We start from the raw sequence: 21,283 nt of genomic DNA on the forward strand, positions 1-21,283 counted from the left end.
AGCTAAGCTGCTTGTTTCAAGAGCTGATTCCGGTAAGATACCGGGGTCAGCTTTTTCAGTTTCCATTGGCCCCTCTCGTTGTTGTAGTACTCCATGTAGTCCGCGATAACCGTCTGCAATTCCTCGAGAGAACAGCATTCCTCATAAGCGATCTCATCCTTCAAGTGACCGAAGTAGCTCTCCTGTGGAGCATTGTCCCAGCAGTTTCCACGGCGGGACATTGACTGCTGGAGGCCACTTTCTCGTACTAATTTCTGGAATACAGGACTCGTGTAGTGACAGCCTTGATCGGAATGCAGGAGGGCTTCCGCATGTAAACTATTCCCATGATCTGCCTTCAGACTCTTCACTGTGTCGAGTGCAATATCCAAGGTAATCCGGTCAGAGACGTTGTAGGCTAGGATTTCCTTCGTTGTAGCATCGAGAATGGTGGAGAGGTAGCCTAGGAAGCCTTCCTTCCCTCGCAAGTAGGTAATGTCGGTCAGGAGGACCTTCCCTGGAATCGATTGGTCAAACTGCCGATCTAGGTGGTTCGGGAAAGTGCGGTGTTCCTTGGTGGCCTTGGCCATCTGGCGGTATGGGTTCGCACGCCGAATCGGACACTTTAGGCCGTACTTCCGCATGATTCGTTGGATTTTCTTGCGATTTGCTATCGTTTTCTTCGTGTTCAGGAAGTACATGACGACGGCGCGAGAGCCCTTTGCAACTTGTTTGTAGGCCATCGCCTCTATCGCGCTGTCACGCCATGCAAGATCATCCTTTTCCTTCTCCCATCGTTTGAGTTGGTTCTTAGGAGAGACGTGCGCATAGTAGCCGGATGTAGACACCTCTAAGATCAGACAAGCCCCTCGGACAGATAGCGAGCCAGGCTTACCCGTCATCTGCTGGATGAGTGCATATCGTTCATGTTTGGATAATTCACTTCCCCTCCTTTCTGCGAAGTCGAGCTTTTTTAGTAACTCATTCTCCTCTCTCAGGAGGGCATTCTCCTGCTTGGCCCGACGGAGCTGCTCTTCTGTCGAGAGTTCTGTAAGGCTACGGCGTCCTGAGGCCCCCTTACGCTGATCCTTCAAACCAATGATCCCTTTATCTCGATAAACCTTTTTCCATCGAGTGGCGGCGTTATGGATACGCCTCTCCCCTAAAACCTCTAGCGGGAGGCCTGCCTCCTCGAAAATCTGAAGGCTAGGCTTTCCCTTTTCCCACTCCGCGAGGAAGTGGACCTTGAACTCGTCTGAGTAAGTGATCGCTTTCGAGGAGACGTTTTTGACATAGGGGTTATGAGACAGTTCTTTGACCTGCTCATCTGTGAAGATGCGTTTTGACATGGCTTCCTCCTCCAAATATATTTCTGTAAAGCTCCTCGTGAGTCGGTTCAGATTCCTTTTCTCCAGTTTACCAGTAATGGAGGCTGAATTCTTACCTTAGACACAAGAAGACCCTATAAAGAGTCTCTTTTTCAAAGAGTCCACTTTATAGGGTCCAGTTTACCCTGAACCTCGCTTTTTCCAATCGCCTTCACCGTTCGATCTGTTCCCCGATGTCCCGACGGTAGTAGCTCCCTTCGAAGGTCACCCCGTCGATCTTACCGTAGGCATCGTTACGTGCGGCTTCGAGGGTCTCCCCCCTCCCGAGCACACCGATCACACGACCGCCGCTCGTGACCAGCGTACCCGTGGAATCGAGGGTCGTTCCGCTGTGAATTACATCGTCAGGTGAAAGCGTAACTTCGATGGGTATCCCCTTTTCGTAGGCACCCGGGTAACCGCCGGAGACCAGCATCACGCAGACCGCATGGTGGTCCGACCAGTCGAGGGTCACCTCCCTGAGACGGTCCTCCAGCATAGCCTCGAAGACATCGTAGAGATCCGTCTCCATACGGTCTAGTATCACCTGGGTCTCTGGATCGCCAAAGCGTACGTTGAACTCCAGCACATCGATCCGGTCCCCATCGATCATCAGACCGAGGAAGAGAATTCCGCGAAAGGGGAACCCGTCCTTCACGATCCCCGCCATGAAGGGATCGAGCACCTCGGTTTTAACTTGGTCCAGGCGTTCGGGCGTCATCACGGGACTCGGGGAAAAGGTCCCCATACCACCTGTGTTCAGGCCCTTACCGCCCTCACCGATCTTCTTGTAGTCCTGTGCCGGGGCCATGGTCAGGTAGCCGCTGCCGTCGACGAAACACAGGAGGCTGGCTTCCACACCCTTGAGATAGCGTTCGATCACGACCTTGCTACCCGCGTCACCAAAATTCTTATCGCGAAGCATGGCCGATAGGCCGGAGACTGCCTCCTCTTTGTTCTCGCAGATCAAGACCCCTTTTCCAGCTGCCAGGCCATCGGCCTTGAGCACCACAGGGTAGGTGAAGGACGCGAGCACTTCGAGCGCCGATGCGTAATCCGTGACCGTCACGCTACCGGCCGTGGGAATGCCGTGCCGCTCCATGAAGTCCTTTGCATGGGCCTTCGATCCTTCGAGCAAAGCCGCCGCTTTTCCCGGCCCGATGACCGACAGTCCCGCCGCTTCGAAGGCATCGACGATGCCGCCCACCAGCGGATCCTCGGGGCCTACCACGGTCAGGTCGATCGCTTCCTCTCGGGCAAAACGAACCAAGCCTTCGAAATCCATGGCATCCATTGAGACGTTGGTACAGTCCTCACCCGTGCCACCGTTGCCCGGCGCCACGTACACTTGCTCCACGCGGGGGGACGAGAGTAGTTTCTTGGCGATGGCGTGCTCGCGCCCGCCACCACCGACGATCAATACTTTTTTCATTCCCTCTTCCCTCCCTAGTGTTTGAAGTGACGCATGTCGGTGAAGACCATAGCGATTCCGTATTGATTCGCCATCTCGACGACCTCTTCATCCCGCATGCTTCCACCGGGCTGAACGATGGCCGTGATCCCGGCCTTGGCGCAGGCCTCGATGGAATCCGCGAAGGGGAAGAAGGCATCAGAGGCCAAGACAGCACCTTTGGTCTGCTCGAGGCTCTGCCGCAGGCTGTTCTCCACAGCCCAGATGCGATTGACCTGACCGGGTCCCACACCAAGGGTCTTGCTTCCCTTGGCCACGACGATTCCATTGGACTTGATGTGCTTCACGACCTTCCAGGAGAAGAGAAGATCCTTCATCTCCTTATCCGTGGGCACACGGTGGGTGACCACCCGCATATCCCCTTTCATCAGGGCAGCATCGATTCCCTGCACCAAGAGACCCCCTTCGACTTTCTTCAGATCAAGAGCGTTGGCCTTGGGTGCGTGCAGGATATTGGGTAGTTCGAGTAGTCGGATGTTTTTCTTCTGCGTCAAAATCTCGAGCGCCTCTTCCTCAAAGGCAGGAGCTACCACGATTTCAACAAAGATCTCATTGATCTTACGCGCGGTCTTCACATCGACGGGTCGATTGGCCGCGATGATCCCCCCGAAGATGGACTTCGGGTCCGCCTCGTAGGCTTTCATGTAGGCATCGTGGAGATCGAAACCCACGCCCACGCCCGAAGGGTTCGTGTGCTTGACAGCCACGACACAAGGTTCTCTGAACTCCTTCAGTAGAGCAAGCGCACCATTCGTATCGTTGATGTTATTGAAAGACAGCGCCTTACCGTGGAGTTGTTTGGCCTCCGATAGGGTGCCGGGTGTAGCAAGTGGCTCTCTGTAAAAGGCAGCCGACTGATGGGGGTTTTCTCCATACCGCAGGTCGTCGACTTTTTCGAAGGTTAAGGTCAATTTCTCCGGATAGGTCCTACCCGTCACACCGGCCAGGTGGGCCGCGATCAGCGCATCGTAGGCCGCCGTTGTCTCAAAGACCTTGAGCGCGTAGCGGAGTCGTTCCTCCCCGTCGACCTCACCGTCGGCTTTTAGACTCGTGATGAGTCCATCGTAGTCCGCAGGATCGGTGAGCACCAGCACATCCCTAAAATTTTTCGCCGCAGAGCGCAGCATCGTGGGACCACCGATGTCGATGTTTTCGATAGCTTCTTCTAGGGTGCAATCCGGTCGTGCGATTGTCTCCTTGAAAGGGTACAAGTTGATGACCACCAGATCGATGGTCTCGATCGCCAGCTCCTTCAACTGCTCGCGATGCTCCTCCAGATCGCGTCGGGCCAAGATGCCCGCGTGGACGGCCGGATGAAGCGTCTTCACGCGTCCGTCGAGACACTCGGGGAACCGGGTGATCTCACTGATATTGGTCACGGGGAGCCCTGACTCCGCAAGGACCCTCTCGGTACCTCCGGTGGAGATCAGCTGGACCCCCATCTCGTGTAGGCTCTTGGCAAAGGATACGATGCCGGTTTTATCGGAAACACTGAGCAGTGCGCGTTTGATCATTGATTGGAACCCCCTATTTCAATGCTACCCGATGCGATCCGCTTGACCACATCGATGAGTAAACGGTGCTCGATGACCAGCACACGACGTTGCAATGCGGATGCATCCATCGTGGGAGCCACCGGTATGCGCTTTTGATCGATGATTTCACCGGTGTCCACACCGGTATCAACAAAATGAACGGTCGCCCCGGTTTCCGCTTCCGCCGCGGCGATCACGGCCTCATGTACCTTGAGACCAAAATGATCCTTGCCGCCGTATTTTGGCAGCAAGGAGGGATGGATATTGATGATCCGCCTATGGTAACGGCTCACGAAAGGACCCGGGAGAATCTCTAGATAACCGGCCAGCACGATCAAGTCAACACCCATCGTTTCCAGTCGTCGTGTGAGATGATCGTAACGATCCTCTTTGGGCAAGACCAAGGTCTCGACACCAGCGATTCGCGCCCGCTCCAGTCCGTAGGCCTCCGATCGGTTCGACGCCACCAGGACCACCTCACCCTCGATGATGCCGGACCGACAACCGTCCAAAAGCGCCTGGAGGTTCGTTCCCCCTCCAGAGACGAGGACGGCGATCTTTAGCGTCATAACCGCGGCTCCCCGCCGCTGATGACGCGGCCAATGACCAGCGCCTCTTCCCCGGCCTCGCGAAGGATGGAGAGGGCTTCTTCCTGCACCTCGGGGCGGACGATCACCACCATGCCGATGCCCATGTTGAAGGTCCCGAAGAGCTCCTTATCACTGAGACCGGAGCGCTCGCGCACGTAGGTGAAAAGCGGTTGTTCCGGTAGGGCTGCGCGGTTGATCTCAAAGGTTAGACCCGCCGGTAGCACGCGGGGAATGTTCTCGAAGAAACCGCCCCCCGTGATATGAACGATCCCCTCCACCCGCAGGTGCTCGAGCAGTGAAAGCACAGGCGCCACGTAAAGCTTCGTTGGGGTGAGCAGTGCTTCTCCTAGGGGCATCTCCATTCCCGGGAGAGGCTCATCGAGGGGAAGGGCCCATGTATCGAGAAACAACTTGCGGACGAGCGAGTAACCGTTGGAGTGAAAACCGCTGGACGTGAGCCCAAGGATCACATCTTCCTCGCGAATCGATGCCCCGGTGATCAGCTGGTCCTCATCGGCCACGCCGACGCAAAAACCGGCGAGGTCGTATTCTCCTGCTTGGTAGAATCCCGGCATCTCTGCGGTCTCTCCGCCGAGCAGTGCCATCTTGGACTTTTTACAGGCGCCCGCGATCCCGGCCACGATACTGGCCGCTTTATCGGCCTCCAATTTTCCTGTGGCCATATAATCGAGAAAAAACAGCGGACGGGCACCCTGGCAGAGGACATCGTTAACGCACATGGCCACCAGATCCTGACCGATGGTATCGTGACGATCCGTCAAAAATGCGAGTTTTAACTTGGTGCCCACACCGTCGGTCCCTGAAACCAGAACGGGCTTTTCATAGCCGGTGGGGAGGCGGAAGAGTCCGCCGAATCCACCGAGCCCGCCGATGACGTGTTCGTCGAAGGTATCCTTCACGGCACTTTTCATCAGTTCGACGGCGCGCTGCCCCTCCTGGGTATCCACACCGGCGTCTTTGTAGGTCATCGGTTTTTCCATATCGCTCCCCCTATTTCTTCTCAAACACAAATTTATTGCCGACCTTCGGTACTTCCATGGGATAGTCGCCGTTGAAGCAAGCCAGGCACAGGTGCTGGCCGCTCAGTCCGATGGCCTCCACGAGGCCGGCGGTGCTGATGTAGTGAAGCGAATCGGCACCGATGGCTTCACAGATTTCATCGATGCTATGGGTGGCGCCGATCAGCTGCTTTTTCGTTGGTGTGTCGATGCCGAAGTAACAACTGTGCATCACCGGTGGGGAGCTGACGCGCACGTGGACTTCTTTAGCCCCCGCGGCCTTCAGCATATCCACGATCCGTCGGGAGGTCGTCCCCCGTACGATGGAATCGTCGATCAGCACCAGTCGCTTGCCCTCGATGTTGTCCTTGAGGACGTTGAGCTTGAGCCTGACGGCCAGTTCCCGCGTTTTCTGATCGGGCTGGATAAAGGTCCTGCCCATGTACTTGTTCTTGATCAGGCCCACACCATAGGGAATCCCCAGCTCCGCTGCGTAACCGATGGCCGCGGCGATCCCCGAATCGGGAACGGCGATCACGACATCGGCCTCCACGGGGCTTTCCTTCGCTAGGATTCGACCCGCGTTCTTGCGGGTGATGTAGACGTTCTTGCCGTCCACATCACTATCGGGACGAGCGAAGTAAACGTATTCAAAGGCGCAGTGTGCCGTGCGCTTGTTCTGATCGAAAAAGTGCGAGCGAACGCCATCTTTGTCGATGATCACCATCTCGCCCGGCGCGATGTCGCGGACAAAAGTGCCCCCCATCACATCGTGGGCACAGGATTCAGAAGCCAGGGCATAGCCCTGGTCTGTCTTCGAAAGGGAGAGCGGACGCAAACCATTGGGGTCCCGTACGCCGATGAGCACATCTTCTGACATGATCACGAGCGCGTAGGCCCCACGGATTTCTTTCACCGATTCCTCCACCGCCTCGGCGAAACCACGGTGGTAGTGTCGGGCGATCAGATTGGCGATGACCTCGGAGTCGATAGAGGTTTGAAAAATACTCCCGGCGTCCTCCAGTTCATCGCGCAGGCGATCGGCATTGACCAGGTTCCCATTGTGCGCCAGGGAAATGCTCCCACCCTTATAGCGGACCACTAAGGGCTGCGCATTGGCTACGTAGCTCTCACCGGTCGTGGAGTAGCGGACGTGCCCGATCCCCACGGATCCCTTCAGCTTGGCCAGGGTTTCCGAAGTGAACACTTCCTGGACCAATCCCATCTCTTTATAGTAGGTGGTGTGTCCATCATCTGAAACAGCAATGCCCGCGCTCTCTTGACCGCGGTGCTGCAGGGCGATGAGACCAAAGCAGATAGTCTCGGAAAGGGTATCGTCACCGGGGGAGTAAAGCCCGATGACGCCGCACTCGTCCTTCAACTTATCCATCATCATTGGATGCGCCCCAAGATCTCTTGGTAAACCGCTTCCGGATCGCCGAGATCCCTGCGGAAGACATCTTTGTCCAGCTTCTTTCCCGTCTCCTTGTCCCAGAGGCGACAGGTGTCGGGACTGATCTCATCGGCCAGGATAATCTCGCCATCGTATCGACCGAACTCGATTTTGAAGTCCACCAGGGTGATCCCACGCTCATCGAAATAGCCCTTGAGCAGGTCGTTCACAGCCGTGGCCATCGTCCTGAGTTTAGCAATTTCTTCTTTAGTGGCCAGCTCGATGGCGGTGATATGGTCGTCATTGATCATGGGATCACCCAGTTCATCGGACTTGTAACAGAACTCGATGACCGTGTGCTTCATCACAGTCCCCTCTTCGAGGCCGAGTCGCTTGGCCAGCGAACCGGCGGCAACGTTCCGAACGATCACTTCGACCGGGACGATCTCCACGGCGCGTACCAACATCTCACGCTCGGACAGTTTCTCGATCATGTGCGTCTTGACACCCGCCTTCTCCAGCTCTCCGAAAAGTAGGGCGCTCATCGCATTGTTCACGATCCCTTTATCGCGGATAGTGCCTTTTTTCACGCCATTGAAGGCAGTGGCATCATCCTTGTACTGTACTACATAGGCTTTCGGATCATCGGTCTTGAAAACTTTCTTGGCTTTCCCTTCATAGATCATTTCCCGCTTTTCCATTATTTCAAACCCCTTTCGGCCCTGAACTCAGGTATCTTAACGATCGGCAAATCAGCGTCGCTTCCCATGACAACAACCATTTTCACAACCAATCTTCCTTTCCGTTCTCGTTCCAATAAGTTGGCAATGTTCACCATTTGATCGCATCTGCCAGCTTTTCACCTTCATCCTATCAGAACACCCGGGAAAAGGTCAATGTTTTTACGAACGTTTTATTATTATATTGAGTTATTTTTCGTTATTTGAAGTAACGGACACCTCCGGCGATCACCGGCATATCCTTACTTCCCACGATATTCTGGTAAAGCCCTTCCTCGTAACGCTCCACGTGGCCCATCTTTCCGAGCACACGTCCGTCTGCCGATGTGATCCCCTCGATCGCCAGTACAGAACCGTTGGGATTGTAGCGACCATCCATCGTGGCCTGTCCCGCCGGATCCACATATTGCGTGGCCACTTGTCCCGACGCCACGAGTCGATCGAGTGCTTCTTGGTCGGCAACAAACCGTCCTTCGCCGTGACTCATGGCCGTCTTGTAAATCTCGCCCACCTTCACCTGGCTGAACCACGGCGATAGATCGGAGGCCACGCGAACAGAGCTGAAGGTCGCCACGTGTCGACCGATTCGGTTGAAGGTCAGGGTTGGATCTGAGGGCCGAAGGGGATGAATCTTTCCGTCGGGCAAAAGACCCAGCTTCACGAGCGCCTGGAATCCATTGCAGATACCGATGGTGAGACCATCGCGCTCATCGAGCAAACGCATGAGTTCTTCTGAAAGCCTGGGATGAGAGAAGACGGAGGCGATGAACTTGCCGCTTCCATCCGGTTCATCGCCGGCGGAGAAGCCTCCCGGAATCGCCAGGATCTGGGCAGAACGCAGGGCTTTCGAGAAGGCCTCGATCGACTGTGCGATATCCTGCTGATGACGGTTGCGGAAGAGGACCTCCACGACCTCGGCTCCAGCGCGCTCGAAGGCCCGCGCTGTATCTGTTTCGCAGTTGGTGCCCGGGAACACGGGGATCATGACCCGCGGTCTCGCCACTTTTTCCTTGGCGATGACAATGTTTTTCGCATGATAGCTTAGGGTGGCCACATCACCCCGTTCTCCACTCTCGAGCGGGAAGACACCGGCGAGCGGTTCTGTCATGAGGCGGTTCAGTTCCTCGAGGTCGATGGACTCGGGCCCCTTGCGCAGGGCCGCTTCCGCCATTGTCATCCCCAGGGCTCTGAATCCGTCAATCTGGATGGCTTCCTTGGTCTCGATCACCAAGGCACCGGGCATCCGGGCGAAAAGAGCATCTTCTCCCCGGATTTCCACACCCACACGATTGCCAAGGGCCATTTTGGCCAGGGTTTCTGCAATCCCACCGCCTTCTACCGCTGCGCTCGAGAGAAGGAGGCCTTCTTGCTTCAGTCCCTTCAGGCGCCTGTACCCTTCGAGGAGTGCTTTTGTATCGATCAGACCGTCATTCGTCCTAGGTGCTTCCAATAGGTAGAGGTGATGAGCGGGCCCCTTGAGCTCCGGGGTCACAATCTCTTCCACCTCGGCCATGGACACAGCGAAGGCGATGAGCGTGGGGGGAACATCGAGCTCATTGAAGGATCCGCTCATGGAGTCCTTCCCGCCGATGGCGGCCACATTGCACTCTTTTTGCGCTTTGATGGCACCGAGCAGAGCTGCGAAGGGCTTGCCCCATCTCTCGGGATCTGTACCGAGCCGCTCGAAATACTCTTGAAGGGACAAATGTACCTTGGCGGGGTTGCCACCGAGGGCAGCTTGCCTGGCAAGCGCATCGATTACGCTGTAATAACCCATGTAGAAGGGCGACCGCTCATTGTCTTCGGGCTCGAATCCCTGGGTCATCACAGTACAGGTAGAGGTGGTCCCTTTGTCGAGGTGCACCTTGGCCACCATGCCCTGCGCCGGTGTGTCACCCATTCGTCCACCAAAGGGGGCGATCACGCTCCCTGCGCCCACGGTGCCGTCGAAGGTTTCCACCAGACCCTTGTGGATCCCGCGGTTCAGATCGGTCGTCAGACGTTCGAAACCCTCTCGGAAGGACAGCTCTCTTTCTTCGGCGTCAAGGGTACCCCCGTCCACGTGAATCGAGACAGAGGGGGTTACACCGTTGGTCTCGAGGAAGTCGCGCGATAGGTTGACGATCTGATCGCCGCGCCATGTCATTTCCAGCCGTCCCGTGTCGGTGACCGTCGCGATGGGAGTGGCCTCTAGATTCTCGGAAGCTGCAAAACCCTTGAGCAGCTCGAGATCCTCCGGTGCGATGACCACGGCCATGCGCTCTTGGCTCTCGCTGAGCGCCAGTTCGGTCCCATCGAGTCCCGCGTATTTTTTCGGCACCGCATCGAGATTGATGTCCAGGCTCTCGGCGATTTCGCCCACGGCCACGGCCACACCGCCGGCGCCAAAGTCATTGGCGCGCAGGATCATGCGCTTGACTTCTGGTATCTTGAAGAGACGCTGGAGCTTTCTCTCTTCCGGTGCGTTTCCCTTCTGGACTTCAGAACCACAGGTGGCAAGAGAGGTCTCGTCGTGTTCTTTCGAGGAACCCGTGGCGCCACCGACTCCGTCGCGTCCTGTGCGTCCGCCGATGAGCACCACGAGATCGCCGTCACGAGGGGTTTCGCGACGTACGTCCTCAGCCTTCGTGGCACCGATCACAGCACCCACCTCCATGCGCTTGGCCAGATAACCAGGATGGTAGATCTCCCGGACGAATCCGGTGGCCATGCCGATCTGGTTGCCGTAGGAGGAGAAGCCGTGGCAGGCTTCCTTGGTAATCTTGCGCTGGGGAAGCTTCCCGGGCAGCGTTTCTTCTAAGGGAGTCCTCGGATCGGCCGCCCCGGTAACACGCATGCCCTGGTAGACATAAGCACGTCCCGATAGCGGGTCACGGATCGCACCACCGAGGCAAGTGGCCGCGCCCCCGAAGGGTTCGATCTCCGTGGGGTGGTTGTGCGTCTCGTTCTTAAAGAGAATGAGGTACTCTTCTTCTTGTCCATCCACCTTCACAGGGGCATGGAAGGTGCAAGCGTTGACCTCTTCTGAAACATCGAGATCCGAAAGCGTGCCCGTCCTGAGCTTGTGCTTCATATTGATCGTCGCGAGACCCATGAGGGTAAGCGGCTTCTCCCGCTCCCTCGGATGAGCTTCCTTCATCTCGAGGTAATCATCGTAGGCTTTTCGGATGACCTCCCGATGGGGGCCCTCTCCGAAGACCACGTCCTCGATCTTCGTGGCAAAGGTCGTGTGCCGACAGTGATCCGACCAATAGGTGTCCAGCATCTTAATTTCCGTGACCGTGGGCTCACGCTGTTCTACCGCTTTGAAATAGCGCTGGGTATGGACCAGATCGTCCAGGCTCATGGCCAGTCCCATGTCGGTGAGAAGCGAGCGCAATCCCTGACCATCAAGGGCCGTGAATCCCTCGATGCGTGATACGGGCTTCGGCTCTGGGTAGTGGGCTTCGATGGTGAGGGGAAGGGCTGCTGATCCCTTCTCTGCTTCCACGGGATTGATCAGGTAGCCTTCGATGGCCATGAGATCAGAGGAAGATAGCGCTCCCTTGAAGAGGTACCAAGTGGAGGACTTGACGGCGATGCCGGCCTTGCCCGTCAGGATTTCCAATACCTGACGGGCGCTATCGGCCCGCTGGTCGTACTGACCGTCGAGTAGTTTCACGATCAGAAGATACTCTCCCTCTAGGGGAATCAGCTCACTATAGGTGTGGTCGACATTAACCTCTGCCAAGACCCGGTGCGCAACCTCGTCAAAGGTTCCACCCAGTCCTTCGGTATCGTAACATTGTACTATGCGAAGGGACTCGAGTCCTTCGAGATGCAAATCCCGCATCAGGTCTTTCTTCAGCTGCTCTGTTGCGATGGCAAAGGGTGTTTTCTTCTCCACAAAAAGTCTTTGTACGGCCATGAGATGCCTCCTATTCTCTGCTTGTTGCCTTGATTGTACCACAGGAAGTGTTATACTTATATTGAATCATTTTAATCAAAATAATAAGGAGGGCTTATCAATGTCCGTGAGTCTCGATTACTATAAAGTCTTCCTGGCCGCCGCTCAAGAGGAACACTTCACGAGGGCCGCCAAACGACTGTACACCAGTCAGTCGGCGGTGAGCCAAACGGTGTCCGCGCTGGAAGAACAACTGGGCCTACCACTTTTCAAGCGCGTGGGCCGGGGGTTGAAACTAACGCCGGAGGGACGTCATCTGGCGACAGGCGTAGAAGAAGCTCTTGCCATCTTGGATCGGACGGAAAAAGAACTCTTCGCCATGAGAGATCTAGAGGCCGGTCGCCTGATGATTGGTGCGAGCGATACGATCTCACGCTATTTCGTTCTCCCCCTCCTTACCTCGTTCTCCGCCGCCCACCCGAACATCCAACTGACCTTTATCAACCGGTCCTCCCCGCGCATCACCGAGATGGTCACAGAGGGCAGTCTCGATATCGGCTTCGTGAACATCGATCCAGAAAAATCCTACGATGCTGTTACCCTCGAACCCGTGGCGACCTTTGATCATGGTTTCATTCGAAAGCGGGGTACTTTCCCCACGGTCACCACCCTCCAGGATCTGACCGATGTACCGATGGTCACCCTCGAGGACAATGCCACCACCCGGAGGGTCATGGACCGCTTCCTCGCCAAGGAAGGCCTTCGTATCACCCCCACTTTTGCTTTCGGGAGTATGGAGCTTATCCTGGAGATGGTCCGACGCGGTATGGGCATGGGCTTTGTGACCACGCGGGCCGTTTCCCAGGGGGACGATCTGGAGATCATGACCTTCGGAAAAAAAATACCCCACATTTCCGTGGGGTTGATTACGAGAAAGCATGCGGTCCTATCAAAGGCGCAGCAGACTTTCGTCCAAAAAGTGAAAGAAGAGGTCTCCACGTGAGGGACCTCTTCTTCTTTCTCATTTTTAATTAGAATGGATGCTTACACATCACAGCTACCGGCGCAGCTCGAGCAAGCGGAAGGTTGTTGTACCTTCGGCTGAACGAGGTAACCGTCGCCTTTGAATTCCACCATGATTTCTCCCATGGAATCATAGATGTTCTCCTGCATCACAAACGTCACACCATTGTGCTCTTCGGTGAGATCATCTTCTTTGGCCTCATCGAGGCCGAGTCCCAAGGATGGGCCGGAACAACCCATGCCCGCTAGGAAAATCCGAACACTACCTGGTTTATCTGTATTTTGATCGATGATTTTTTGGATTTCGTCACATGTTGCTTCATTGGTCGTGATATACACGTCTATCACCTCCGTATTCTAAAGTTATTATAACAAATAAGCACCTGGGGATGCTAGTCCCCCGTCCCATTGTTCACAAAGGGTTCATCAATCGTCTCGATGATCTTAAGGGCGTAGAAGCCAAAGAGCCCATAATAGACCACCGGGCTGATCGCCGCCATACGGTCTGGCATCAGCTCGATCAGGGTCACAACGATCGTGGGTAGGGTGATCGCGTAGGCCGATACTCGGAAGCAATCTTCATAAGCCATCCTGTGGTTCTTGACCCTGGCGATGGCCCAAAAGAATAAGGCCGCAAGGAACAAGCCGATCATTTTCCCGAGCACCCGGAAGAGTACGACCACAAGGAAAAGAATGAAGCTGAGGAGCATCAGGCGATCGGCAAAGAGCTTGAGCCGCTCGCGATCCACCTGCAGAAAACGCAGGTCTTGATAGTAGGTCTTGTTATAGAGTCGGTTGTTCGCCCGAAGCTGCATCCCGTCCGAGCCCAAGTACAACCCGATCTCATAGGGTTCGAGTACCTCGGCGCTCAGGTGCCCCTCTTCGTCGAAAATCAGGACCGACTGATCAAAATCAATGATGTGCGGGTGGTTCCCCTCGACCTCAAGACCCTCTTTGGTCAGGGTAAAGGGAGGGACGTCGTTCTCAATCCGGCGGACGAGAACGTCTTTGGAGGTCTGAAGGATCAAGAAATAACGGAGGCCTGTGAACATAGAAAGCACCACCACGAGAAAAATCACGTAGCGAACGGCTTTCGATGTGTCTTCCTGTAAGAATCTCCGGTAGGCCGCAAAAGACCCGATGGCGGAGAGCAAGTCTCTGAATTTCTGCATGGTCCCACCTCTCCCGAGTATTATACCATGACCCGGTCGCGATAGAAACACGCCGTTAAAAAAATCACGAAAATTCCGCCATCACTCCCGCCAAACGAATCTTCGTCATGATCCCTTCCTTTTGGGGTATAAGGCGAATAGGTCGCCACCGAAGAAGACAGCATCGACCGCCGGGCAGGTGGACCGCGGCGAATCTAGGGGGTGGGTAGGTCGCTAAACTTAAAAAAAGGACTACTGATCATGCTGCTCTTGTTGGTTGGAGTGGCCTTATCACTGGGTCTCTCCTATTATTTTGCCCTCTCGGGCAATCCGATCGCCGGATGGCGAGAAGAACGCGCTGTACGTTCCTTCTATGAGGGTCGGTACCACATGTCTTTTGACGTTTTAAAATCCAATTACGATTACAAGCGCGGGGAGTTCTCATTCGACCTGACACCCGAAAAGAACCCCGAGCATCACTTTACCACCACCCTTTACGAAACGAACCACAGGGATGTCTACGGAGAGACCCGGGCCACCGCGTATCTCAGGCGGCAGATAGCCGATACGCTGACGATGGATGATTCCGTAGAGGCCTTTCGATTCCATGTATCGGAAAACTATGACTCACCCGCACCGATGGAAACCGACCTGATGAAGCGACTGGGTCAGAACCAGTACACGATCTCGTTTTCCTTCGATGTCGCACACCTCGGTTCCTCGGCACTGGAGACCCTCTTTGATGATGTGAGAGGACATGTCGAAAGCGCGATGGATGTCCCCGTCGGTGGGCTGACCCTCCGCCTCAGCGCCTACGATGGAACCGACTATGCACACGAGGAAATGACGCTCATGCTCGGAAGCGATTAGCACCAGAGAAGGCTCTCCCCCTATGTTAGAAGAGTGGGCGTTCGAAGGCACGACCGGGGGTACCCAATGGAAAAAAGTGAGAAGGAGTGTGGCAATGGAAAACAACAAAGATCATGTGTACGGAAAAAGCCAGAAGGCGTTAACGCTTGAAGAGGCCCTGCAAAAACCCCGCAAATACCGGGACAGAAGGCTTGCCATGGAGCCCATGGATAACTACAGCAGTACACCCGAGGGTCCTCAGGGAATGCCCCTGTCCTTCTGGGCCTCTTGGAGCCTGGCCGATCGACCCAGGCGCATCGCTCTGTTGTTGGACGATTGCCAGGAAGAGTACCGCCCCTATGCAGAAGATATTCTGCCGAACCTGACCCGCCTCGTCGACACCTTCCGATCGGTCCGATCGACCCACGAGGGCGTTTGTATCGCCTGGAGTGCCTGGAGCCGTCGCTTTGAGGACGGGATCTCCAATGCCATGGACCGGTGGTATGGTCCGCGAGGACTGCGACCTGAGAATCCGGAGAATGCGGCTTACATCTTCACGGGAGAGGCAGGCCTCGAACCGCTCGAAGAAATCGCACCCAGCGAGGAAGAGATCGCGGATGGCTGGTTTTACCACGGAAAACACCTCGATATGTTTTGGACCTTCAACGAAGACGGCACCTCGTATCTAGATGAGAAGCTGAAAGCCCTCGGTATCGACACCATCGTCATCTCGGGCCTTTGGACGGATGAGTGCGTCCTGGCCACCGCCTATGCGGGTAGCTCCCGCGGCTACGATGTGATTGTGGTCGGCGATGCTGTCGCCACCGCGACGGCCAATCACGAGATGGCTCTGACCATTGCCAACAGCACCGTTGCCAAGGTCCTCTCCACTGATGACGTGATCCGCTACATGGAGGAGGACTTCACCACCGGCTCTCCCGGATCGGCCAAGGGCACAACGCATTCCGACGGACGTAAGGAAGACTGACAAAAAACCGATGCACAAAACCCGGAGGGCCATCGACAGGCTCTCCGGGTTTTCCTTGTGCGCAGATAAAGACAGTCAAACAGGTACCGGTCATGCAACCGATCCTATTTTCTCATCTCCATCTCCTCTAAGTAGGCTTGGTAGGACATGGATTCCAGACGCTCGGCCTTATCGATGACCATTTTCTCCAGATCTTTTTTGTAGGCCGCTACTTTCTCGTAAACATCCTCATCGAAAGCCCCGATGATTTCTGCCGCCAGGATCCCGGCGTTCTTCGCACCGTTGATGGCCACGGTCGCGACGGGAATTCCCGGTGGCATCTGGACGATTGAATAAAGAGAATCCAATCCGTTTAGCGTTCGTGTCTTCACCGGCACTCCGATGACAGGTGCCGAGGTCATCGAGGCCACCATCCCAGGCAGGTGGGCCGCACCGCCGGCGCCCGCGATGATCACCCTGATCCCCCGTTCCCTGGCTGTCTTGGCATAGTCCACCAAACGGTCTGGTGTTCGGTGGGCCGAGACCACCGTGAGTTCATAAGGAATCTCCAGTGCATCTAAGAAGACAGCAGCTTCTTTCATCACCGGCAGATCTGAGTCGCTTCCCATAATGATCCCGATCATTCTTTTCCTCCTTGTATTCTAATCAATCGATAGGCTTCTTCGACGGATGCTCTTGCTTCTTCTAAAGTTTCACCCGTGGCCGTGATGTGTCCCATTTTCCTTCCCGGTTTCGAAACTTTTTTTCCGTACACATGTACTTTTACATGGGGGTTCTCGTACGCTTTGTCGACACCCAGCACTTGACTGGGTCCCACAGGTCCTTCGCCCAGAATGTTTTTCATGGCGACGGGGCGGATCAAATCCACGTCTCCCAGCGGCAAGCCGGTAATCGCTCGGATGTGCTGTTCGTATTGAGAGGTAGCCGTCGCTTCGATCGTATAGTGCCCGGAGTTGTGGGGTCTCGGTGCCACCTCGTTCAGGTAGACTTCTCCAGAAGGATCGAGGAACATCTCCGTGCAGAACATACCCACACCTTCAAAAATCTCCATGATCTCGTGGGCCATGTCCATGGCCTTGTCCCGACTCTTGGCACTCATCCGAGCAGGGACCAGGGTTTCATCGAGAATGCTGTTCGAGTGAATGTTCTCCGCTACGGGATAGACCACGATGTCGCCCTGAAGGCCCCTGCAGGCCAGGACCGAGATCTCCCTGTCATAATCGATGAACTTCTCGGCCATCAGGCCTACTTTTCCAGCGCCCAGGGCCGCGAACTGCATCTCGATCTCCTCGGGACCGCCGACCACCGCGTTCCCCTTGCCATCGTAACCACCGGTTGTGGCCTTGAGCATGTAGGGAAAGCCGTAGGTTTCTCCCGCCAGTTCCATATCCTGCATTGTCTCCACCTTCATGAACGCGGGTGTCAGGATACCGGCGGCTTTCACGTGAGACTTCTGAGTGAATTTATCCTGGATGATTTTCAGGCTGTCAGCCGTGGGATAGACCGCATGGCCGGTGGTTTCCAGAGCACTCAAAAGATCGGCATCGATGTGTTCGAACTCATAGGTGATCACATCCACCGCATCGGCCAGTGCCCGGTAGGCCGCCTCGTCTTGAAAAGAGGCGCGGATGTGCTCATCGCTAATGCTATGGGAGGGGCAGTCCTCCGTCGGATCCAAGGTGACGATCTCAAATCCCAACCGTTTGGCATCGAGCACCATCATCTTGCCCAGCTGGCCGCCACCGATAATACCGATTCTCTTTTCCAATGGATTCATGGACTTCCCTCCAAAATGATTGTCCTCTACATGCCAACGTTCCCTCATCCCATTTGTTCGAACACGTGATGAAGGCGATTGGCGAACATTAACACCTTAAGAACCATTAAAGTTTGCATTTGTAGGTACATCATACCGTATTCGTGAAGACGGTTCAACATTTTCGTGGTAATTTCCCTATATACACGCCCAACGGCATGTTCCCTGGCATCCTCCCTAGTGCGGGCTTGTCTAGCATGATACAAAAGATCGGACAAGCCTACAGAAAATGCCTGCAATCCGTTGATTGCAGGCATCTTGTCTTATTCCCACTCGATGGTGCTGGGTGGCTTGGATGTAATATCGTAGACGATCCGGTTGATCCCTTCGACCTCGTTCACGATGCGACTCGAGATCTTTTCGAGCACCTCGTAGGGTATCCTGGCGAAATCTGAGGTCATCCCATCGATACTGGTCACCGCGCGAATGGCCAGCGTGTGGGTGTAGGTCCGCTCGTCTCCCATGACGCCCACGGACTTGATGTTCGGCAGCACCGTGAAATACTGCCAGATCTCACGTTCGAGGCCGGCCTTTTTGACCTCATCACGAAGAATCGCGTCGGACTCACTGACGAGGTGAAGCGCTTCCTCCGTGATCTCACCGATCACTCGAATCGCGAGGCCCGGGCCTGGGAAGGGCTGACGGTGCACGATCACGTCGGCTATACCCAGCTTCTCACCCACCGCACGCACCTCATCCTTGAAAAGGTCGCGAAGCGGCTCGATGAGGGAGAATTGCATATCCTCCGGTAGACCACCCACGTTGTGGTGGCTCTTGATCACCTGGGCTGTATCCGTTCCACTCTCGATCACATCGGGATAGACCGTCCCCTGTACAAGATAGTCAATATCCTGGAGCTTGTTCGCCTCTTCCTCGAAGACGCGGATGAACTCCTCCCCAATGATCTTTCGCTTCGTTTCCGGATCCGACACACCGCGCAGACGGTTCATGAATCGGTCGCGGGCATCCACCCGGATGAAATTCATATGGAAACCTTCCTTAAAAGTCTTCTCTACCTCATCGCCCTCGTTCTTGCGCAGCAGGCCGTGATCCACAAAGATACAGTAGAGCTGGTCGCCCACCGCCTTGTGTACCATCACGGCCGCCACGGAGCTATCCACGCCACCGGAGAGACCGACTAGCACCTTCTTTTCGCCCACCTTCTCGCGGATCTCGGCGATGGCCGTCTCAGCGAAGTCACCCATGTCCCAGTCACCCTTGGCCCCGCACACTTCATAAAGGAAGTTCTTGATCAGCTGTCTGCCGAAGGGGGTGTGCTCCACTTCCGCGTGGAACTGGACACCGTAGAGCCTGTTGGCGCGATCCGCCATACTGGCCACCGGGCAAGCGTCCGTTGTCGCCGTGACCTCGAAACCCGCCGGCGCTTCTTCCACAAAATCGAAGTGGCTCATCCAACAGGTGGCCTGCGTCACGTCAGCGTAGAGATCACGTGCCGCTTTGACCTTGAGCTCAATCTTGCCGTACTCCTTCTGGTCGGCTCGCTTCACCTTGCCGCCCAGTACATGGGCCATCAGCTGCATACCGTAGCAGATACCGAGCACCGGGATGCCCAGCTTGAAAATTTCGTTCGAGATGCTGGGCGCACCCTCGGCATAGACAGAATTCGGTCCCCCGGTGAAAATAATCCCGATCGGTTGGTTCTTCTTCGCTGCCTCGAGGGCGTTCTTGTAGGAGACCACTTCACTGTAGACGCCAGCCTCACGCACCCTACGGGCGATGAGCTGGTTATACTGTCCGCCGAAATCGACGATGAGAATCTGTTCGTTTTGCATGGGTCTCTCCTTAATCACGCACTGAGTAGTTGGCCGGTTCCTTGGTGATGGCAACATCATGGGGATGGGATTCCACGAGACCGGCGCTTGTGATCTGAACGAACTTTCCGTTCGCACGCAACGCCTCGATGTCAGCAGTGCCGCAATAGCCCATGCCGGACTTCAGTCCTCCCACCAACTGGTAGATGATATCCTTGAGCAGACCGCGATAGGGTACGCGACCCTCGATGCCCTCGGGGACAAACTTTTTCGTGTCATTCTGGAAGTAACGATCTTTGCTACCCGCTGCCATGGCGGCCTCGGAACCCATGCCCCGGTAACTTTTGAAGCTACGTCCTTGGTAGATCACAATCTCTCCCGGGCTTTCTTCCGTTCCGGCGAAGAGGGAACCGAGCATCACGAGATTCGCACCCATGGCAATCGCCTTGGCGATGTCCCCCGAGTACTTGATCCCACCATCGGCAATCACCGGTACATCGTAGGGCTTGGCAGCCTGCACGCAGTCGTAAATCGCCGTGAGCTGCGGTACACCCACGCCGGATACCACGCGCGTGGTACAAATGGATCCCGGGCCGATACCGACCTTTACCGCATCTGCGCCTGCCTCGATCAGATCGCGTGTAGCCTCAGCCGTGGCCACGTTGCCCGCCACCACTTCAACCTCGGGGAAGGCCTCCTTGATCTCGGTCACAGCCTTGATGATATTCTTGCTGTGGCCGTGGGCAGAATCGAGCACCACCACGTCCACACCCCGTTCGACCAAGGCGGACACGCGCGCCATCATATCGGTCCCGATACCAACGGCGGCTCCTGCCAGCAGACGCCCCCCGCCATCCGTCGCACGGTTCGGGAAGATCACGGCTTTCTCGATATCCTTGATCGTGATCAGACCCATGAGCGTTCCATCTTCTGCTACCAAGGGCAGTTTCTCGATCTTCCATTTGCGCAGGATCGCCTCGGCTTCCTCCATGGAAATGCCGGCAGAAGCGGTGATCAACTCTTCTTTGGTCATCACCTCATCGATGCGCTTGCCGAGATCGCTCTCGAAGCGAATATCGCGGTTGGTGATGATCCCAACGAGTTTCTTCTCCTCATCCACAATCGGCACCCCTGAAATGCGGTAGCGTCCCATGAGCTCCTCCGCATCGCTCACCAGATGATCCGGCGAGAGGTAGAAGGGATCTACGATGACGCCGTGCTCGCATCGCTTGACCTTATCGACCTCTAGGGCCTGTTGTTCGATGGACATGTTCTTGTGGATGATCCCGATGCCACCCTCCCTGGCCATGGCGATCGCCAGTTTTGCCTCCGTTACCGTATCCATACCCGCGCTCATGATCGGGATGTTGAGCGAGATTTTCTTGGTCAGTCGCGTTTGGACAGAAACCTTGTCCGGTGTGACACTGGATTTTTGGGGTACCAATAGAAGGTCATCGTAGGTAAACCCCTGTTTGATCACTTTATCTTCCACGTGCACGACTCCTTTCCTCATTTGATCTTCAAAAAACAACGAGCACGAACCCCATGGGCTCATGCTCAAGAAAAGGGGCGCGAACGACCCCTTCGTTGACCACGACCCATAGAGGGACAATTCACGGTTGTCCCGTAGAAACTTCCGAACCACATCATCGGAATTATATGGTGTCTCGCGCTTTAACTTTTTAATAACGTACCACGACCACC

General features: G+C 55.6%; 17 protein-coding genes and 1 riboswitch. Of the genes, 3 read left to right on the plus strand and 14 right to left on the minus strand.

All coding sequences use genetic code 11. The features are described from left to right. Positions 1–2: 2 nt before the first annotated feature. From ACULM0_RS06980 to ACULM0_RS07015, 8 genes are all read right to left on the minus strand, one after another. Complete coding sequence (locus tag ACULM0_RS06980) at positions 3–1,328, minus strand: IS3 family transposase (protein ID WP_463679705.1); 1,326 nt, start codon at positions 1,326–1,328, stop codon at positions 3–5. 190 nt (positions 1,329–1,518) lie between these two features. After that, positions 1,519–2,778: a phosphoribosylamine--glycine ligase gene (gene purD, locus ACULM0_RS06985; protein ID WP_463679706.1), complete on the minus strand. Its 1,260-nt coding sequence runs from the start codon at positions 2,776–2,778 to the stop codon at positions 1,519–1,521. Between the two features lie 14 nt (positions 2,779–2,792). Further along, the gene (gene purH / locus ACULM0_RS06990) at positions 2,793–4,331 is read right to left on the minus strand and encodes a bifunctional phosphoribosylaminoimidazolecarboxamide formyltransferase/IMP cyclohydrolase (protein WP_463679707.1); all 1,539 of its coding nucleotides are present in this window, start codon (positions 4,329–4,331) and stop codon (positions 2,793–2,795) included. Continuing rightward, positions 4,328–4,921: a phosphoribosylglycinamide formyltransferase gene (purN, locus tag ACULM0_RS06995; protein WP_463679708.1), complete on the minus strand. Its 594-nt coding sequence runs from the start codon at positions 4,919–4,921 to the stop codon at positions 4,328–4,330. The genes purH and purN overlap by 4 nt, the downstream gene beginning before the upstream one ends. Then, entirely contained in the window at positions 4,918–5,943 is a 1,026-nt protein-coding gene (gene purM, locus ACULM0_RS07000; protein WP_463679709.1) for a phosphoribosylformylglycinamidine cyclo-ligase, read from the minus strand. Before purM ends, purN begins: the two co-directional genes overlap by 4 nt. Positions 5,944–5,953: 10 nt before the next feature. Further along, on the minus strand, positions 5,954–7,357 hold the full coding sequence (gene purF, locus ACULM0_RS07005; protein ID WP_463679710.1) for an amidophosphoribosyltransferase: 1,404 nt from the start codon (positions 7,355–7,357) through the stop codon (positions 5,954–5,956). After that, positions 7,354–8,055, minus strand: a complete 702-nt coding sequence (gene purC / locus ACULM0_RS07010) for a phosphoribosylaminoimidazolesuccinocarboxamide synthase (protein WP_463679711.1) — start codon at positions 8,053–8,055, stop codon at positions 7,354–7,356. Before purC ends, purF begins: the two co-directional genes overlap by 4 nt. A gap of 238 nt (positions 8,056–8,293) precedes the next feature. After that, the gene (locus ACULM0_RS07015) at positions 8,294–12,001 is read right to left on the minus strand and encodes a phosphoribosylformylglycinamidine synthase (RefSeq protein WP_463679712.1); all 3,708 of its coding nucleotides are present in this window, start codon (positions 11,999–12,001) and stop codon (positions 8,294–8,296) included. Positions 12,002–12,101: 100 nt separating this feature from the next. Here ACULM0_RS07015 and ACULM0_RS07020 point away from each other — a divergent pair, with 100 nt between their 5' ends. Continuing rightward, positions 12,102–12,983, plus strand: coding sequence for a LysR family transcriptional regulator (locus tag ACULM0_RS07020; RefSeq protein ID WP_463679713.1), 882 nt, complete (start codon positions 12,102–12,104; stop codon positions 12,981–12,983). Between the two features lie 41 nt (positions 12,984–13,024). Here the strand turns inward: ACULM0_RS07020 and ACULM0_RS07025 are convergent, their stop codons facing one another. Continuing rightward, entirely contained in the window at positions 13,025–13,342 is a 318-nt protein-coding gene (locus tag ACULM0_RS07025) for a hypothetical protein (protein ID WP_463679714.1), read from the minus strand. A 53-nt stretch (positions 13,343–13,395) separates the two neighbouring features. Continuing rightward, positions 13,396–14,175, minus strand: a complete 780-nt coding sequence (locus tag ACULM0_RS07030; protein WP_463679715.1) for a DUF1189 domain-containing protein — start codon at positions 14,173–14,175, stop codon at positions 13,396–13,398. A gap of 240 nt (positions 14,176–14,415) precedes the next feature. Between ACULM0_RS07030 and ACULM0_RS07035 the strand changes: the two genes are divergently transcribed. Both ACULM0_RS07035 and ACULM0_RS07040 read left to right on the plus strand, forming a co-directional pair. Next, positions 14,416–15,024: a hypothetical protein gene (locus ACULM0_RS07035; protein ID WP_463679716.1), complete on the plus strand. Its 609-nt coding sequence runs from the start codon at positions 14,416–14,418 to the stop codon at positions 15,022–15,024. Between the two features lie 94 nt (positions 15,025–15,118). After that, the gene (locus tag ACULM0_RS07040; RefSeq protein ID WP_463679717.1) at positions 15,119–15,991 is read left to right on the plus strand and encodes a cysteine hydrolase family protein; all 873 of its coding nucleotides are present in this window, start codon (positions 15,119–15,121) and stop codon (positions 15,989–15,991) included. Between the two features lie 104 nt (positions 15,992–16,095). On the opposite strand, the gene purE is transcribed toward ACULM0_RS07040, so the two are convergent. From purE to guaB, 4 genes are all read right to left on the minus strand, one after another. Next, complete coding sequence (gene purE / locus ACULM0_RS07045; RefSeq protein WP_463679718.1) at positions 16,096–16,614, minus strand: 5-(carboxyamino)imidazole ribonucleotide mutase; 519 nt, start codon at positions 16,612–16,614, stop codon at positions 16,096–16,098. After that, complete coding sequence (locus tag ACULM0_RS07050; protein ID WP_463679719.1) at positions 16,611–17,768, minus strand: 5-(carboxyamino)imidazole ribonucleotide synthase; 1,158 nt, start codon at positions 17,766–17,768, stop codon at positions 16,611–16,613. The genes purE and ACULM0_RS07050 overlap by 4 nt, the downstream gene beginning before the upstream one ends. Positions 17,769–18,070: 302 nt before the next feature. Continuing rightward, positions 18,071–19,600: a glutamine-hydrolyzing GMP synthase gene (guaA, locus tag ACULM0_RS07055; RefSeq protein ID WP_463679720.1), complete on the minus strand. Its 1,530-nt coding sequence runs from the start codon at positions 19,598–19,600 to the stop codon at positions 18,071–18,073. A gap of 10 nt (positions 19,601–19,610) precedes the next feature. Then, positions 19,611–21,092, minus strand: a complete 1,482-nt coding sequence (gene guaB, locus ACULM0_RS07060; protein ID WP_463679864.1) for an IMP dehydrogenase — start codon at positions 21,090–21,092, stop codon at positions 19,611–19,613. 68 nt (positions 21,093–21,160) lie between these two features. Then, a riboswitch (purine riboswitch) is annotated at positions 21,161–21,263 on the minus strand. Between the last annotated feature and the right edge of the window lie 20 nt (positions 21,264–21,283).

Source organism: Halotolerantifilum yawarlongkerapense, assembly GCF_054506745.1.

Bases quoted from the DNA above. Each gene is read 5' to 3' on its own strand.
- purN (WP_463679708.1), bottom strand. From the start codon at position 4,921: ATGACGCTAAAGATCGCCGTCCTCGTCTCTGGAGGGGGAACGAACCTC.
- purC (WP_463679711.1), bottom strand. From the start codon at position 8,055: ATGGAAAAGCGGGAAATGATCTATGAAGGGAAAGCCAAGAAAGTTTTC.
- purD (WP_463679706.1), bottom strand. From the start codon at position 2,778: ATGAAAAAAGTATTGATCGTCGGTGGTGGCGGGCGCGAGCACGCCATC.
- purM (WP_463679709.1), bottom strand. From the start codon at position 5,943: ATGGAAAAACCGATGACCTACAAAGACGCCGGTGTGGATACCCAGGAG.
- ACULM0_RS07040 (WP_463679717.1), top strand. From the start codon at position 15,119: ATGGAAAACAACAAAGATCATGTGTACGGAAAAAGCCAGAAGGCGTTA.
- ACULM0_RS07020 (WP_463679713.1), top strand. From the start codon at position 12,102: ATGTCCGTGAGTCTCGATTACTATAAAGTCTTCCTGGCCGCCGCTCAA.
- guaB (WP_463679864.1), bottom strand. From the start codon at position 21,092: ATGAGGAAAGGAGTCGTGCACGTGGAAGATAAAGTGATCAAACAGGGG.
- ACULM0_RS07015 (WP_463679712.1), bottom strand. From the start codon at position 12,001: ATGGCCGTACAAAGACTTTTTGTGGAGAAGAAAACACCCTTTGCCATC.
- ACULM0_RS07050 (WP_463679719.1), bottom strand. From the start codon at position 17,768: ATGAATCCATTGGAAAAGAGAATCGGTATTATCGGTGGCGGCCAGCTG.
- purE (WP_463679718.1), bottom strand. From the start codon at position 16,614: ATGATCGGGATCATTATGGGAAGCGACTCAGATCTGCCGGTGATGAAA.
- ACULM0_RS06980 (WP_463679705.1), bottom strand. From the start codon at position 1,328: ATGTCAAAACGCATCTTCACAGATGAGCAGGTCAAAGAACTGTCTCAT.
- purF (WP_463679710.1), bottom strand. From the start codon at position 7,357: ATGATGATGGATAAGTTGAAGGACGAGTGCGGCGTCATCGGGCTTTAC.
- ACULM0_RS07030 (WP_463679715.1), bottom strand. From the start codon at position 14,175: ATGCAGAAATTCAGAGACTTGCTCTCCGCCATCGGGTCTTTTGCGGCC.
- ACULM0_RS07035 (WP_463679716.1), top strand. From the start codon at position 14,416: ATGCTGCTCTTGTTGGTTGGAGTGGCCTTATCACTGGGTCTCTCCTAT.
- guaA (WP_463679720.1), bottom strand. From the start codon at position 19,600: ATGCAAAACGAACAGATTCTCATCGTCGATTTCGGCGGACAGTATAAC.
- purH (WP_463679707.1), bottom strand. From the start codon at position 4,331: ATGATCAAACGCGCACTGCTCAGTGTTTCCGATAAAACCGGCATCGTA.